General features: G+C 29.7%; 13 protein-coding genes, 1 pseudogene and 1 riboswitch. Of the genes and pseudogenes, 2 read left to right on the forward strand and 12 right to left on the reverse strand.

Annotated features, from left to right (window positions below; genetic code table 11):
* Window positions 1-406: 406 nt before the first annotated feature.
* Window positions 407-928: a CD3072 family TudS-related putative desulfidase gene (locus IC218_RS10765; protein WP_227824393.1), complete on the reverse strand. Its 522-nt coding sequence runs from the start codon at window positions 926-928 to the stop codon at window positions 407-409.
* 165 nt (window positions 929-1,093) lie between these two features.
* Between IC218_RS10765 and IC218_RS22210 the strand changes: the two are divergent.
* Window positions 1,094-1,659, forward strand: a pseudogene (locus tag IC218_RS22210) (CD3073 family putative ECF transporter S component).
* A gap of 204 nt (window positions 1,660-1,863) precedes the next feature.
* Here the strand turns inward: IC218_RS22210 and gatY are convergent.
* From gatY to IC218_RS10800, 5 genes are all read right to left on the reverse strand, one after another.
* Complete coding sequence (gene gatY, locus IC218_RS10780) at window positions 1,864-2,733, reverse strand: tagatose-bisphosphate aldolase subunit GatY (protein ID WP_227824395.1); 870 nt, start codon at window positions 2,731-2,733, stop codon at window positions 1,864-1,866.
* 19 nt (window positions 2,734-2,752) lie between these two features.
* The gene (locus tag IC218_RS10785; RefSeq protein WP_227824396.1) at window positions 2,753-4,681 is read right to left on the reverse strand and encodes a PTS fructose transporter subunit IIABC; all 1,929 of its coding nucleotides are present in this window, start codon (window positions 4,679-4,681) and stop codon (window positions 2,753-2,755) included.
* Window positions 4,682-4,683: 2 nt separating this feature from the next.
* Window positions 4,684-5,604, reverse strand: coding sequence for a 1-phosphofructokinase family hexose kinase (locus IC218_RS10790; RefSeq protein WP_227824397.1), 921 nt, complete (start codon window positions 5,602-5,604; stop codon window positions 4,684-4,686).
* Between the two features lie 102 nt (window positions 5,605-5,706).
* Window positions 5,707-6,459, reverse strand: a complete 753-nt coding sequence (locus IC218_RS10795; RefSeq protein ID WP_227433867.1) for a MurR/RpiR family transcriptional regulator — start codon at window positions 6,457-6,459, stop codon at window positions 5,707-5,709.
* Between the two features lie 337 nt (window positions 6,460-6,796).
* On the reverse strand, window positions 6,797-7,945 hold the full coding sequence (locus IC218_RS10800; RefSeq protein WP_227824398.1) for a glycerate kinase: 1,149 nt from the start codon (window positions 7,943-7,945) through the stop codon (window positions 6,797-6,799).
* Between the two features lie 179 nt (window positions 7,946-8,124).
* Between IC218_RS10800 and IC218_RS10805 the strand changes: the two genes are divergently transcribed.
* Window positions 8,125-8,880, forward strand: a complete 756-nt coding sequence (locus tag IC218_RS10805) for a class I SAM-dependent methyltransferase (RefSeq protein WP_227824399.1) — start codon at window positions 8,125-8,127, stop codon at window positions 8,878-8,880.
* Between the two features lie 218 nt (window positions 8,881-9,098).
* Here the strand turns inward: IC218_RS10805 and IC218_RS10810 are convergent, their stop codons facing one another.
* From IC218_RS10810 to IC218_RS10835, 6 genes are all read right to left on the reverse strand, one after another.
* Window positions 9,099-10,418, reverse strand: a complete 1,320-nt coding sequence (locus IC218_RS10810; protein WP_227433864.1) for an APC family permease — start codon at window positions 10,416-10,418, stop codon at window positions 9,099-9,101.
* A 38-nt stretch (window positions 10,419-10,456) separates the two neighbouring features.
* A complete protein-coding gene (locus IC218_RS10815; protein ID WP_255606356.1) occupies window positions 10,457-11,209 on the reverse strand; it encodes a gamma-glutamyl-gamma-aminobutyrate hydrolase family protein in 753 nt (250 codons plus the stop codon).
* A 245-nt stretch (window positions 11,210-11,454) separates the two neighbouring features.
* Window positions 11,455-13,464: a sigma-54 interaction domain-containing protein gene (locus tag IC218_RS10820; RefSeq protein ID WP_227433862.1), complete on the reverse strand. Its 2,010-nt coding sequence runs from the start codon at window positions 13,462-13,464 to the stop codon at window positions 11,455-11,457.
* Between the two features lie 276 nt (window positions 13,465-13,740).
* Window positions 13,741-14,928, reverse strand: a complete 1,188-nt coding sequence (locus IC218_RS10825; protein WP_227433861.1) for a M20 family metallopeptidase — start codon at window positions 14,926-14,928, stop codon at window positions 13,741-13,743.
* Between the two features lie 13 nt (window positions 14,929-14,941).
* Window positions 14,942-16,333, reverse strand: a complete 1,392-nt coding sequence (locus IC218_RS10830) for a YfcC family protein (RefSeq protein ID WP_227433860.1) — start codon at window positions 16,331-16,333, stop codon at window positions 14,942-14,944.
* Window positions 16,334-16,481: 148 nt separating this feature from the next.
* Window positions 16,482-16,661: riboswitch (Lysine riboswitch) on the reverse strand.
* A 119-nt stretch (window positions 16,662-16,780) separates the two neighbouring features.
* On the reverse strand, window positions 16,781-17,602 hold the full coding sequence (locus IC218_RS10835; protein WP_227824400.1) for a class I SAM-dependent methyltransferase: 822 nt from the start codon (window positions 17,600-17,602) through the stop codon (window positions 16,781-16,783).
* Window positions 17,603-17,688 lie beyond the last annotated feature (86 nt).

Here is a 17,688-nt window from a genome sequence, read left to right on the forward strand (position 1 = left end):
TTATTTTTTATAGTTTTAATCATATACATGTACATTCCATATGACTTTAAGATAATTATATAAATCAACATTTATATAATTACTCCAACAAATATACTATTTTTTTAATTGAGTTATCTTAAATACAAAATAGCATTAAGGCATTCTACGTTCAATATTTATAGCACAAGTGGGTATTTGGGAGACACAACTGGGGTTAAACTTATGTATTTTTCAATTTTTAGGTTACTATATAAATTCATAAAAAGGGTGATTATTCTCCTTCTTCAGAATAATCACCCTTTTATATAAAAGCTTCTATTACAAATATTTATATGAAGTTTTTGAATCTGAATTTATATTATTATAGCTATCTAATATTCTTTTAGATAAGATAGTAAGCTTTTATAATATATCCTTAATATATTTACTTATCTTCTCTAAGTTCGTCAAATCCAACTATAGGTATTTCTAAATTATATTCATTAAGTAATTTTTCTAACTCATCTATAAAAATACCTTTCTCTTCTACCATTTGGATATCATTTATTTTATTCATCAAATCCTTGCAACCACTTAATTCACCAAACCAATTTTTAGAACTACAGGTCTTGTTATATCCACAACTTGGGCTACCATCTACGGCAATGATACTTTTTATATTATAATTATTTTTTAAATATTCATCAAACTGTCTTATATAAGGTATTAGCATTTGTCTACATTGTTCTCTAAAAAACAAATTGTCAAACTGTTCTTTTACATGTCCCCACCCATTTATTCCATACAAAATCATCTCTGGACATGGTAATTGAATTATTCCATATCCATTATTTATTAAATCTATTGTTATACTTTGTGCACCTTTAAACTCTGATAGACCCTCTACTTTAGAGTTACAATTTAATATACAATGGCAAACTACTACAATCTCTCTGTTTCTTTTCATAATATTCTCCTTAAGTATTCTCACTTTTAATAATACTACATATTTTGATAATTATATTATTCATTTGCTCTATATTTATAGTATTCTATATAGAAATATACAATTAGTAATCTTTTATAATCTATACTATGATAAATATATACACTTTTTTAGGAGGTATTATAATTGAATACTAAGAAAATAACATTTTCTTCAATGTGTATAGTTATTAACATTGTTTTAGGTATAGCTATATCTATGATAAATATACCATTATTATTTTTAGATACGGTTGGTACTGTGCTTGGATCTGTAGTATTAGGGCCTTTTTGGGGTGCTCTTATTGGTGGCTGTACAAACTTGGTTTTAGGAGTTATATCAGGCCCTACGAATATACCTTTTGCCCTTGTAAATATTGTTCTTGGTCTTATCGTTGGTTATATTTCTAAGAAAAAAGTTTTGGTTATAAGGAGGCTATTATTACAGGACTAATTCTATCTGTTGTTTGTCCTTTAATTGGTACTCCTATTTCAGTTTTATTGTTTGGTGGTTTAAGTGGAAGTGGTGCTGATTTATTAGTCGGTTTTTTAGTTCAGTCTGGTCAGAAGATATTTACTGCTGCATTCTTTCCAAGAATACTTAGCAATATAGTAGACAAGCCTTTATCTTGCATTATGGTGGTATATTTTATATGTAAAATGCCTAAAGGTTTTATAAGCCAATATAGTAGAAATACATCTAGCTCGTCTTAATAAGTAATTTATCACATCTGACTTATTAATCTTTATAATGAAGTCATCTACTCGTTTTGTATAATATTTTTATTAATTTTTAATATTAACAACTTAATTAGGTAGTATTTAGATTGTTTTGACTATCCAGTTTATTAATCAAAAAATAAAATAAGGGTTCTATGATAGAACCCTTACATTAATCCTACTTATTATTTTCTTTTATTAATACTCCACTTCCCCTACTGCTTTTCCTACACATCCACAAACTTCCATTCTACTCTTAACAAATTCTTTAACCGAATCTAGACCTTTTTTACCATATTTCTTAGGGTCAATTACCTCTGGGTCAGAATTAAGCACATCCTTAACCCCATTACTATAAGCAATCCTTAACTCTGTTGCATAATTAACCTTGCAAATCCCTCTTTTTATAGATTCTTTAATAATCTCATCTGGTATCCCTGACCCACCATGTAATACTAATGGAACTGATACAACCTCTCTAATTTCAGATAATCTATCCAAATCAAGCTTTGGCTCTCCTTTATATAACCCATGTGCTGTGCCTATTGCTACTGCTAAAGATGATACCCCTGTTCTCTCTACAAATTCTTTTGCTTGTAGTGGGTCTGTATATGCTCCACCATCACCACCATCTAAATCGTCTTCCTTACCTCCAACTTTACCTAATTCAGCTTCAACAGGTATATCTGAAGGTGTACATGCATCTACAACAGCTTTAGATATTGATATATTATCTTCGTAACTTTCATGAGAACCATCAATCATAATAGAAGTATATCCAACTCTAAGTGCCTGCATTGCTAGTCCAAAACTTGAACCATGGTCTAAGTGCATAGCCACAGGAATACTTGCCTTTTCTGATGCAACCTTTACATTTGCTAAATAATAATCCAATCCTGCATACTTTATTGTTGAAGGTGTTGTCTGTAGTATTACAGGTGATTTAAGTTCTTCAGCAGCTTCTATTACTGCCATAACCATCTCCATATTTTCAACATTAAATGCTCCTACTGCATAATGCCCTTCTTGTGCATCTAATAATATTTGTTTAGTTGTCACTAATGCCATAATTCATCCTCCTATATATTTATAATGATTTAATTTCTTCATTATTTAATTTTGATACTATTTCTATGCTTGTCTTACTATTTATTAACTCATTTAAAAATTCTTCGTCCATTAGTTTTGCAGATAGTTGAGACAATGTCTTTAAATGTAAATTATCACCATTGTCTGTAGCTGCTATCATAAATATAAGATGTACTGGGCTTCCATCCTCTGATTCAAAATCAAACCCTTCTTTTGATACACCAACTGCTACTCGTGGTACTTTTACTGCATCTGTTTTTGCGTGTGGTATCGCTATGCCCATACCAAAACCTGTAGATGATATTTCTTCTCTCTTATGAATTTCTTCTTTAAATTTATTTTTATCTAGAAGAACACCTGATTTATCAAGTATTTCAACCATTTCATCAATTACATCTGTTTTATTTTTTCCTTTAACATCTAAAACTACTGTTTCTTCGTTATACAAAGAGATGTTATTAGATACGTTTTCCGATTTTGTAATTTCATTTTTATATTCATTTTTATATTCATTTTTAATTTCATCTGTATTTTCTATAGTATTATTGTTATTTACTACCTTAGGTGTAACTATCATATAAAGTATTGCTCCTACTAATGAACCTGCAAGTATACATCCTACCCATAAAAGTGGCTTATTTACTAGTCCTAAGACTAAAAATCCTCCATGTGGAGCTGGTACTTCTATTTTCATTATGTAAGTTAAAATCGCTGATATTGATGACCCAATCATAAGTACTGGCAACACTTTCAGTGGATTCTTTGCCGCGAAAGGTATCGCTCCTTCAGTTATATGAGTACTACCTAGTATATAATTAATTAATCCTGCCGCTCTGTCTTCTTCTGTAAATCTATTTTTAAATAAAGTAGATGCTATAGCTATTACTAATGGTGGTGTTATACAAGCTGCAGATACACCTGCCATAAATAAGTAGTTTCCTTGACCTAGAAGCATAGTTCCAGTCACATATGCTGCTTTATTTACTGGACCTCCCATATCAAATGCTGACATACATCCTATTACTAATCCTAGGATTATAGGACTTGAGTTCTGTAACCCTGAAAGGAAATTCATCATAGCATTGTTAAGAGCTGAACATGGTCCCCCAAGTAACAACATAGATATACCAACAACACCCACACTGACTATAGGAATTATAAAAATAGATTTAAGTCCTTCTAACTGTCTTGGTAATTTTCTCAATAAGTACACAAATAATTTAACTGCATAACCTGCCAAAAATCCCGATATAATTCCACCTAAGAACCCTGAACCTGTGTCAAACGATATCATTCCTCCAACAAGCCCTGCCAACATACCAGGTCTACCTGATACAGATTGAGCTATAAACGCCGCTAATACAGGAACCATCAAATTCATAGAATATCCACCAACAGATTTTAATGTAGCTGCTATCTGATTATACTGTTCTGAATTTGGGTCAAATGAGTAAATCCCCCACAGAAATGATATAGCAGTTAGCACTCCACCTGCTACTACTAAAGGTAGCATATGAGATACTCCATTCATTAAGTCTTTATATAGTTTTTGACCAAACGACAAATTCCCTTCTTCTGTAAATTTGCTACTTGATGTATTTCCCTTTCTAACTGCTACTTTACCATCAATACACTTTTGTATAAGCTCACTAGCTTTGTGTATACCTTCTTTTACAGGCACCTCTATTACTGGTTTTCCATTAAATCTATCCATATCAACGTTTTTATCACAAGCAACTATTATTGCATCTGCCATTTCGATATCTTTTGCTGTTAATTTATTCTCTACTCCTATGGCTCCATTTGTTTCAACTTTTATATCACATCCTAATTCTTTAGCTGATTTTTTTAATGCTTCTTCTGCCATAAATGTATGTGCAATTCCAGTTGGACAACCTGTTACCCCAAGGATTATTTTTCTCCCCATTTTTATACCACCTTTCTGACTTTTATATTTTTTATGTACTCTTCTACATTCGCCAAACTACCGATACCATTACTTTCAGCCACACTTGCACCCGTTGCAGCAGACCTTTTCAATGCTTCTTCAATATCTTCTGGATTTTCCAACCATATACTTAAAAAAGCAGCTAATGCAGAATCACCAGCACATGCAGAGCTAACAACTGTAACTGGTTGAGCACTAGCATAATAAATTGCTTCTCCATTGTAAAAATAAGAACCTTTTTCTCCTAAAGTTAGTAATATATTTTGAGCTCCTTTCAAATGTAGTAACTTAAGCACATCCTTAATATCCTCTTCATCTCTTACAATAATTCCAAATATATCTTTGATTTCTTCATCATTTGGTTTTATCAAGTATGGATTATAATCTAATAACTCCTTTAATTTCGGTGAACTTATATCAAGTATTGTTTTTATATTTTTATTTTTACAAATCTCAAATATATCTTCATAGTAACTATCATCAATACCAGGTGGTAAACTTCCACTTATTGACAAGTAATTTATATCTTCTAATGACTCTATCTTCTCTATCATTTCTAGCTTTTGCTTTGCATTTACATATGACCCAGAGTTTACAAATTTAAACTCATCATTTCCATCATTTAAAAATATATTTATACGAGTAGTATCTTCTACCCAGGTAGGTAGTACATCAAACCCTTTCTTTTCACTTTCTTCAACTATATATTTTCCTGAGAATCCTCCAAAAAAACCTAATATCTTGGACTCTATACCATAATAACCTAGTACAAATGTCACATTTAAACCTTTTCCATTAGGAGAATATGTAGCATTTGATGTACGATTTACTAATTTACTTTTTATACCGTTAGTAGATATGTTCATATCTATTGCTGGATTCGTGGTTAATGTATATATCATTGTCTTCCCCCTTGCTTCTGCTGTGTATGTTTTCATTATAATAAAAAAGTCTATGAAAATCTTTTCATAAAAAGAAAATAGATTTTCATAGACTTTTTCAATTTAATTTTCAGAATTATTATATTTGACCATATAATCTATAATTATCCTAGATATAATGTACAATGGTAACCTAGATGACACTTCATACTCAGAGATTGAGATATGATAATGTTTATATCCTACAATATATAAATCAGAATAGTTTATAAGTTTTGCATTTTCACTACAACAACATGTTATAACTTTGGCTCCACTTAAATTGGCATTTTGTGCTGATTCTACAAGTTCTTTAGTGTTTCCATTCAACGAAAATATGATTATAAGTTCATCTTCTTTCATTGATTTAGATTTTATTTTCATTATATTAGGGTCATTTATAAAAAACACATTAAAATCAAGTAATTGTAACTTAAGGCTAAACTCTTTTGCTACATATTCAGTAAGACCTCTTGCTAAGACGTATATCTTACTAGATTCATTTATAGTTTTTATTATATTAATTAGTGTAGTTAAGGATATTTGTTCTATAACTCGTTGTGCTTCTATAAAAGACTTGTTTATTATATCCCCCATATTGTGTATATCATTATTTTCATCTTTTACTGTCAACCTGTATCTAAGTTCATTAAATCCATTTAGGCCACATTTTCTAATTGCTCTTGAAACAGTTGCTGGAGACGAATATGTTTCATGAGCAATCTCTACTATGGACAATTCTGATAATATTGACTCATTTTGATTTATAAATTTAATTATTTCAAGTTCCGTTTTTGTTAGATTTTCAGAATTACTTTTGTTTAGCTCAATTATCATATTTTTTCTCTCCTTGTATATAAGTTTTTTGTCTAAATTTATCAAGTAATATAATAATATATTTCCTCTTAACTACTTATTTTTATACACAATCATGATTTAGTCAATGTCTATAAGTATAAATTTATAATATTATAATTTTGTACTTTAATTTATTCTGTAATTACTATGTTATTTTGCAATAAAAAAGTAATTACTTAATCACTAAGATTGAGTAATTACAAATTTTTTAGCCTACAAGTAGCTTATTATGAATATTTAAAATTATTTTCAATATGGATTAATATATCCTCTAAAGGACTTATTTCAATATCAAACCCTAGCTATGTCAGTCTTTTTATTTAGTACCTTTTAATACCTTTATAAGATTAAATATTTGTACTGTTGTGGCAGTCATATTATTACTTGCCGTTTCCTTATCCATTGCTTCTTCTATGGTCATAGCCCTATTTACTATAGAAAAATAAGCATCTATCCCTTCTTCATTACACTTAACTGCATCTTCTGTCGTTGCTCCAGCCAAACCTATTACTTTTGCCCCATATTTTTTAGCCATCTTTGCAACTCCTATTGGTGCTTTGCCCATAGCTGTTTGATTATCCAATTTACCTTCTCCAGTTATTACAAAGTCTGCACATTTTAACTCGTTCTCTATTTTAATTTCTTCTAATATTATTTTTACTCCAGATTCTAATTTTGAATTTAAAAACGCTAAAAATGCAAAACCTAATCCACCTGCTGCTCCAGTACCTTCTATATTGGCTATGTCTTTATCTAAATCACTTTTAACTATCTTAGCAAAATTTCTAAGGCCATTATCTAACTCTTCAATTATTTTTGGTGTTGCACCTTTTTGAGGTCCATATATGTACGCTGCTCCATTTTTACCAAACAGTGGATTATTCACATCACAAGCTATTTTAAAGCTACATTTATCTAATTCTTTTAACCTATTATCTATTTTTATATGTCTTATTTCATTTAAAACTTTTCCACCTAACCCTACTAAGTTGTTGTTTTCATCATAAAACTCAAATCCTAAAGCTTGAAGCATACCTACCCCAGCATCATTAGTAGCACTTCCACCTATTCCAACTATAAAGTTTCTATAGCCTTTATTTATTGCTTCTTTTATTATTTCTCCAACACCGTAAGTTGTGGTGCTTAAAGGATTTCTAAGTTCAGTTGGAACTAATGTTAATCCTGATGCTTGAGCCATTTCTATTATTGCTGTATTTGTACTTTTTAATAATCCATATGTCGAATTTACTTTCGTAATTATTGGTCCAGTGACTTCTATAGTTTCTTTTTCACCATTCATACCTTGTACTAAAGCGTCTACTGTTCCTTCCCCACCATCTGCAAGTGGCAATATCTTTACTTTTGCATCTTTTTCAACTTTTAATATCCCCTTTTTTATTGCATTTGCTGCCTCAATTGAAGATAAACTGCCTTTCAAAGAATCTATAGAAATTAATATTTTCATATTTATCTACTCCTTATTTTAAAAATAAAAATTTATAAGTTTTAATTTACATTCTATTTTATACTCTACTCCTTTCTTTGTACATACAGTTTCTTGTTTACATCCAGCTCTTACTAGAAATATGCTATACTTTATCATAATTAGCAAGTTGTCAAATCGTAATTTAGGAGGATAAAACTATGGAATCTAAATATACAGAAATAAACTCAAAGACCTTTGATAAATGGAATAAAGAAGGCTGGGAATGGGGACAACCTATCAGTCATGAAGTTTTTGAACGAGCCAAAGCTGGAGATTGGTTCGTTGTACTGACACCCACTAAACCCGTTCCGAAAAATTGGTTCTGTGATATGAAAAATACAAAAATACTAGGATTAGCGTCTGGAGGCGGACAACAAATGCCAATTTTCACTGCATTGGGAGCTCAATGTACAGTTTTAGATTATTCAACTTCACAATTATTAAGTGAAAAAAAGGTTGCAGAAAGGGAAAAGTATTCTATTGAACTTGTACAAGCTGACATGGCAAAGCCACTACCTTTTAAAGATGAAAGTTTTGGCTTAATATTTCATCCAGTTTCTAATTGTTATGTAGAAGATGTATTACCAATTTGGAAAGAGTGTTATCGTATACTAAAAAAAGGTGGTATACTTTTATCTGGACTTGATAATGGCATCAATTTTGTATTTAATGAAGAAGGAACAGAATTCCAATATAGGCTTCCATTTAATCCTTTAAAAAATAAAAATATATATGATGAATCAATCCAAAATGATTGGGGAATTCAATTTTCTCATACAATTGAAGAACAAATAGGTGGACAACTACAAGCAGAATTTATTTTAACAGATATTTATCAAGATACAAATGGTTCTGGTAATCTTCATGAATTTAATATTCCATCATTTTACGCAACTAGAGCAGTAAAAAAATAAAACTATTTATACAAAAAGCAGTATAACACCAAAATGCTATACCGCTTATCATAAATTTAAAAGAATCCTTATAAAATATCTATAAATATAGCCCTTTGTGAATTTCAATACTAGAGATAAAATTCCAAAAACTACACACGATTATATTTATACATCCAATTTATAGATAGAAAATTTATTACAATCTTTATAATTTTATTCTCTAATAATTATAAGAATTACTTGACTTCAATATCATTATATTTTTTTGAATATACATTAGTCATATAGAAATATATAGGAACTACAATTACCATACCACCTAGTCCCCAAACTATCTTCATTGGTTCATCAATACCTGCTTTTATCAATAATACTATACTTATAGCTACTGCAAATATTGGTATAATCGCTCCTCCAGGTATCCTAAAGTTTATGTCTTTACCAGCATACTTCTTCCTTAATATTAATACAGCTAGACAGGTAGGAATATATTGAATAAATCTAGATACAACACTTATTTGAGATAGTGTTGTAAATGACCCTGACCATGCTATTAATAAAGTTCCTATAACAGAAACTATAATTGCTATATATGGAGCTCCATTTTTATTAGTTTTTCTTATAGACTTAGGCATTAATCCTTGCTCGACCAAAGCAGCCGCAGACCTTGGTGTAAATATAGATGATGCAATATTTATTCCTCCAACAGATACTATAGTCCCTATTGTAATTATATATCCACCTATAGGACCTAACATTTTAATAGCGGCATCTGCAACAGGAGTCGCTGACCCTCTTAATCCATCTCCCAATACACCTATACTTATCCCCAATATAAGCATATATATTACTGATACTACAAACATTACCATTACTAATGCCTTAGGTACATTTTTCTTAGGATTTTCCATATCTTTTGCTGCAACAGCTAAAGATTCAAACCCCGTAAAAGCATAAAATAAAGTTATTGATACTGCTACAAAAGCTGATGATGTACTTTGACCTTTTTGTATTATTATAAATGGCGTAAAATTAGAGCCTTTTATAAAAAATAAACCTACAGCTATAAATAAAACTATTGGTAATAATTTTCCTATAGTCATTATATTGTTTAAATGCTTAGATTGCTTCATTCCCATAAAATTTATAAGCCCAAGCCCTCCAACTAATATACCAATTATTATATTTTTAATAAGTGGCTCTGCTGCTTGAGGCCATATAGATGATAGTGTGACTGCAAAAAAGTTTGCCATAGTTGCCCAAGCAATCATACTAACTATCCACTTCATAAATCCAACTTCAAACCCAATAAAATCTCCAAAGGCCTCTTTTGCATAAAGATACGGCCCTCCATCAGTATCAAACCAACTCCCTGCTTCAGCAAAACATAAAGCAATAGAGACAGCTAAAAACATACAAAAAACTAATACTAAGATACTCGCTGGACCTATACTTGTATATGCATCTCCAGGTAAGCCAAATATACCTGACCCTATTATTGCATTAATCCCTAATAATACAATACTCCAGAAACCTAACTTAACACTTTTTTTCATTGTTATTCCTCCAAACTCAACTTAAAATATAGTTATAATTATTTTTCTTTAGATGCTTCTTTAACTATCGCCATAAATATTTTTTTCATATTATCACAATCCTTAGTCATCATTTCTGGATGCCATTGTATGCCTATTACAAACTCATTCCCATCCTTTTCTATAGCTTCAATTAAACCATCTTTAGCAGTAGCTGAAACAATATATCCTGGAGCTACCTTATTGACAACTAAATGATGGAAACTATTAACTAGGATTTCTTGTTCTCCTAATATTTCATACAACTTTGTACCCTCTTTTATCTGTGCTGTATGTGTAGGTATATTAGATAAATGTTGCTGATTATGTTTTATGTAAGCTCCTTCAATTAAAGATAAATCTTGATATAAACTCCCTCCCTCAGCTACATTTATAATTTGTTCACCTCTACATATACCTAACACTGGTTTTTTCATATCTAAAGCATACTTTAATAACTTCATATCAAAAACATCTCTTTTAGGTGATATTGCACCTAGCTTATTATGAGGTTCCTCCTTCCATATAAGAGGATTTACATCTTGTCCTCCTGATAGTATAAGTCCATCTATATTTGATACTTGTTCCTTTATAATCTCATCATCATATACAATTGGTACAATATATGGTATAGCTTTACACATAGCTACTGACTGTATATAGTCATTATTTACATAAGCCCTTTCATAACCAGGAAACATCCCCCCTTCATCAATTAATAAGTTTCCTGATATTCCTATTACTGGATATTTCTTTTTAATCACTTTCTTCACCCCTTAAATTATTTATGAACAATAAAAAATGCTACTTCTCTCTTAAAGAGCAAGTAGCATACCAATATTTTAATTGTTTAAAAATTCTAATTTATTTTTAAAATACTTTTTCTAAGGAATCAGTTATATAAATCACTCTATTGATTTATATTTTATTTTAATCCTATTTAATTCGACTTTTTGAATAGTGTTAATTCTAATTAATAGGCAAAATAGGCATTCATACTTTCCTTTTTATTAACCTATTAAATACTATTTAATATATTTTTTCCTCTTCTATTTAACTCACTTCCCTTTCTACCTGATTCACATATTATCAAATCTAGTTCTTTAAGTATATTAAGTATTCCCCTTACCTCACCTTCTGTTATACTATAACCTAATTCATTTATTGAATTAACAATACCATTTCTACCTATGTTTTTATTAAGGTTATTGGCATTTTTTAAGCATTCCATTACTAATCTTACTTTTTCTATAGATGTTCTATCTTTTAATGTACTTATTTCTTTACTATAGTCTTCAGTTATATTTAGTAAATTATGAGGTAAGTCATTAATTAAAATAACATGTTCAGAACTCATAATGTTAATATACATAGCTGTATTTTTTAATTCTCTTATATTCCCTGGCCATTCATATGAATTAATAATGTCTTTAACATCTTGACTAATTTCCCTCTTCCTTTTCATAAAATGCTTTAGCATAACTTCTATATCTTCTTTTCTCTCTCTTAAAGGTGGTATGTTTATAGGCAATACATTTATCCTATAATATAAATCAGCTCTGAACCTATCTTTTTTTATCATTTCTAATAAATTTTTATTTGTAGCTGCAATTACTCTTACATCAGTGTCTATTACATTTTCCCCCCCAACTCTCATGACTTGATTTTCTTGTAATACTCTAAGTAATTTGCTTTGTAAATATATGGGCATGTCTCCTATTTCATCTAAAAATATAGTTCCATTATTAGCTTGCTCAAATAAACCTTTTTTCCCTCCTCTTAAAGCACCTGTAAAAGCACCTTCTTCATATCCAAAAAGTTCACTTTCAAGTAGGTTTTCTGGCATAGCTGCACAGTTTATCGCTATAAATGGCTGACTATGCCTTGGTGATGCATTATGAATAGACTGAGCCATAAGTTCTTTTCCTGTTCCACTTTCTCCAGTTATAAGAACTGTATAATCAGATTCCGCTATTTTCATACCTAGCTCTTTAGTTCTTTCCATTTTTACTGATACTGTTTTTATGTCATCAAAGGTATACCTAGCAACTTGTCCCTTTTCTCTAAGCTTCTTTGATAGGTTTTGTTCCAATTTCCTTATGTAAGTTATTTCTTGAATACAAAAATAATATCCAGTCACCCTTCCAAAACTTTCTATATTATACTTATTTACATTTAAATATTTATTATTAAACTTTATAACTTCATCATGTGCCTTACTTAATCTAAAAATCTTTTTAATATTTTCATTCTCTAATTCATCTATATTTTTTCCTATAATATCATTTTTAATATCTAGTATATCACTCAAGCTATTATTACAAATAATTACATTTTCCTTCTCTGATATCATTGCCATACCTAGGTTTGATAAGTTTATTATAGAATTCAATTCATCTGCTTTTATAGTAAGTTCTTTATATTTAGTATTTATTCCTGAATATAAACTAATCACTTCATCTGTATACTTAATTAGCCTCTCAGTAATTTCCTTATCATCCAGTTTGAGTTTTGCTATTATTTGAATAAATGTTGAACTATCAATATACCTATGCCCTAAATCAATAACTTCTTCAATATATTTTGGAACTAAATCTGCTTCTCCTGGTGTTACAGCTATCTTAATATTTCTATATTCTTCATTAGGATTATATGGTATGAAATTTAAGTGATTTATTCCTATATTGTATAAATTAGATATTGTTTCTAATACAGTGTGCTTATTATCATTTACTACTAATACATCTATTCCTTCTGGTAATGAAAATAACTTGTATATATCCTTTTGCTTTATAGTTCTATTTATAATTATTATCTTTGAGACATCTTTTACATATTTTTTTATTTTCAATACTCTATCATCTATCATTACTAATATTATGTCATCTTTTATCGATTCTTCTTCTGTTATTCTATTTAAATAATAGTTTTTTATTATTACTTTATCTTTAAATATCAGCTTTAGGTTTTTATTTAAAAAACACTCTAATTTAGATAATCCATCAGTTACTACTGCTATTGTTTTCATTATAAATCTATCCTTTCTTTTGTTTATATTATATAAAATTTTAATAGTTCTAATATAGTTCAAAATCTTTTAACTTATATAAAGCAAAAGTTATGCCAAATTGATAGATTTCTTATTTTTTATTTAACCTTAAACTAGAAATATTATTATATGATTAAGATTAGATAAATAATATAACTTTAGCTATAGAATCTACAAAAACATGACTCCTATCAAAAAATAAAAAGGTATTACCAACTTTCTGGTAATACCTTTTTATCTTATTTTTAATTTAAATTAATTCAAATGATTTTTCTTAATCTCATCAAGTAGCCCATCTTCTAGGTAAATTTCTAATGCACATCCTACCATTGCCTTTACTGCTTTGTGAAGTTTATCATAAGCTTCCTCAGAATTTGCATAATTTAGAAACTCTTTTTCATGAACATATACCATTGGATTTATGTCTAGAGCTATTTCCGTATACATAGTAGGACAAACTTGGCTTACGTTTCCTATGTCTGTAGAACCTACTGGACCTTCTTTTCCTTCTAATATATCTGTTATACCTGCCTCAATTAGATTATTCTTTGTTATATTCTGAAGCACCTTATTATTTATTATATTGTCAAAAGAATTTTCAAAGTATCTATAAGAAAGTTTAGCTCCTGTCATTAACTCTGCACCTTTTGCACAGTTTATAACCTTTTTAGTTACTTCATCTAAATAACTTCTTTCAGCAGCTCTTACGAAAAATTCACAGGCAGCTTTTTCTGGAACTATGTTTGGAGCTTCTCCTCCATTTGAAACTATCCCATGTATTCTAACATCTGATTTTACATGCTGTCTTAGTGCATTTATTCCTGCAAAAGTAAGTTGTACTGCATCTAATGCATTAACACCCATATGAGGATGGCTAGCTGCATGTGCTGATACCCCTTCAAAACTAAACTCTATTGAATCTATTGCCAAAGCCTTGCAGTTTATGTTATTAAAAGCTTCTATATGCATCTGATAACTTACATCAACATCATCAAAAGCTCCTGCCTTAACTAAATCACACTTTCCTCCTGTTGTTTCTTCAGCTGGTGTTCCTATTAGTACAATTTTTCCTTTAAAATTTTCTTTTAACTTACTTAGTACTATACAAGCTCCTAATGTAGATGCAGCAATCCAGTTATGCCCACAAGCATGACCTGGTTCTTTATTTTCTCCATATCCAGGCAATGCGTCATACTCAGCTAAAAATGCTATAGTTGGACCATCATTATCCCCTAGTTCTGCTCTAAAAGCAGTATCCATATTACAGTATGGATAAGTTGTATCAAATCCATATTCCTTCATTTTATCTACCAAGTACTTTGATGATATATATTCTTCTTCTCCTAGTTCTGGATTGTTAAATATAAAATCACATACTTCTTCAATTTCTTTTCCCAGTTCATTCTCTATCTCATAAGCTCTTTTCTTTATACTTTCAATCATAATATACCTCCTATTAGAATCCAACAAATAATCCTATTGTTAAAAACACCATTACAGTAATTGTTAATACTACCATTAAAGGCATTACAAATCTAACCCACTTTGACCAAGGAATATTAGCTACTGCTAGTGCTCCCATTAAAACACCTGATGTAGGTGTTATTAAGTTAGTTACACCTATACCAAATTGATAAGCTGTAACTATCATTTGTCTAGATACATCTACTAAATCTCCAAGTGGAGCAAGTACAGGTATTGTAAGTGATGCAAGTCCTGATGCAGATGGTATAAAAAATGCTATTAAACCTTCTATTAAGAAAGTTAAATTTATAAATATAGTCTTTGGAAGTCCATTTAATAAATTTGCGGCAGAATTTAAAATTGTATCTATTATAAATCCATTTTCTGCTATTATTACTATTCCACGTGCAAATGCTATACATAGCCCTGCTGTCATTAAATCTCCTGCTCCACTTATAAATGAATTAACTATGTCATCTTGTTTAAGCCCTGATGCTATTCCTGATATTATACCTATAGCTGTAAATATCATTGCAATTTCAGTTATGTACCATCCTAGCTTTAAAACTCCATATATCATAATTGCCATACCTATTGTGAAAATTGCTATTACCATAGCTTCTCTTTTTGTAAATTCTTTTATGTTTGTATCAGTATTAGCCATTGATTCTTGATTCAATGATATACCATGTACTAAAGACTTCTTAGGGTCTTTTTTAACTTTATTGGCATACATCATAACAAATCCTATAGATATAGCCATATATATTATAAACATAACAACTCTCAACTCTATCCCAGAACCTGGTGTTATTTGTGACAATGCTTGTGCTATTCCTACAGAGAAAGGATTAGTAGTAGCTGCTCCAAATCCAGCTGTTGCTCCTATAAATACTGTAGCCACTGCTGTTAATGAATCATATCCCATACTGGTCATGAGTGGAATAAATATCATATAAAAAGGTAGTGTTTCTTCACTCATTCCAAATGTTGTTCCACCTAATCCAAATAGAATCATTGATATAGGTATTATTAAGAATTGGAATCTCTTCATTTTATTTACAGTATGAGCTATAACAGCTTCTATAGCTCCTGTTTTGTTAACTATTCCAAAAGCTCCTCCAACTATCAAAACAAAACCAACTACTTCAGCTGCATCTATAAATCCATTTATAGGTGCTGTAAATACATCAGTAATTCCTTGTGGATTTGATGCTGCTTTTTCATAAGTTCCAGCTACAACAACCGACCTTCCATCTATATCTACCCTTTCAAAATTTCCACTTGGTACTATCCAAGTAAGAACTGCCATTACTACTATTAGTAAAAATATTATAGTAAGTGTCTGTGGCATAGTAAACTTTTTCTTTTTTAAACTGCTCATTTTTAATCTCCCCCACTTTTAAAATTAAAATATTTTATTATTGCTTTCCTTTTCTATCCTATTTTATATAGATGTAAAAAAGCTCAACATGGATACATGTTGAGCTGAATGCGCTAAATACAATATACCTACATCTTCCCTTTATCTTAGTTAAGATAGCTCTCCATCAAAATTCGGGATAATTTTGATGACAGTACTGTACTTATTAAATACAGCCCCAGCACTAGATTTGGACACTAGCACTTCGGCACTTACTCCTTTTATATTGCTTCATTGGCTTCCGACCTCTTCAATATTAATCTTAGTAAATGCGACCTCTACCTCAATCTTTTTATTAGATGAGGTAATTCTTATTAAATTTTATTTATTCTAAATAATTGTAGCATAATATGTCGAGATTGTAAATATTTTCAGAAGAGTTTATATGCTTCCATAATATTAACAAATCTAGCTTATACTATTCCAGTATATAATTACAACTTTAGTTTTATGTTTAAAAATATATTTGTTTTCTCTTTTTTCTATTATCTTGTCTATATACTTATCCAACATATCGCTAAAGTTAATCTTTTTATTTAATTCTGTTTCCATTTTAAAAAGTATATCCTCTACACTATCGAATTCAATTTCATTTTCTACATCAATAAACTTTATATCTGCACATATATTTAAAGAATGTAGTATATTTGGAATGTATATATAATCTGGACAAGTTCTATCTTTATCACCTAAATCCATATACAAATCATTAAATAATGGTTTTTGAATAGTTCTCACTATAATCACTTTTTCTTTAGCTAACTTATCCATCTTACTCAAAGCATCTTTAATATCCCAAATTCGATAAAGAGAATTCACAGATAAAATATAATCACTATGCCCAACATTAATCTCTTCCCATTTTCCTTGTATTGTATCTATATTAGTTATATTATGTTCCCTAATCTTTCCTTCAAGCACATTAAGCATATCTATTGAAAAATCATTAGCAATTATACCTTTACATTTCTTAGAAAGTGGAATAGTAAATTTTCCAGTACCTGCACCAATTTCTATAAGATTTTTTCCTTCATCTATTAACTTATCTACAAAATTAAATACTTCTTTTGAATAATCATAAAGCGTTGGCTTATCATCATATTTATGAGATAACTTTTTAAAAAACTTTCTTTCCGCTTCATCATCAAAAGCTCTTTCTCTTGCATATCCTTCTTTACTTTCAATATACTCATGCCATTTTTTCTCAAAATCTATATCTTTATAGTACATAATTACTTTTCCTTTCTAAAAATATTAGGGCGAGATTTGTAATTTTCTATACTCAAAAAACTACTCTTACTAATGTAATGATTGAT

Origin of the sequence: Clostridioides sp. ES-S-0005-03 (genome assembly GCF_020658455.1) — a bacterium.
In the GTDB taxonomy this organism is placed as follows: Bacteria; Bacillota; Clostridia; order Peptostreptococcales; family Peptostreptococcaceae; genus Clostridioides.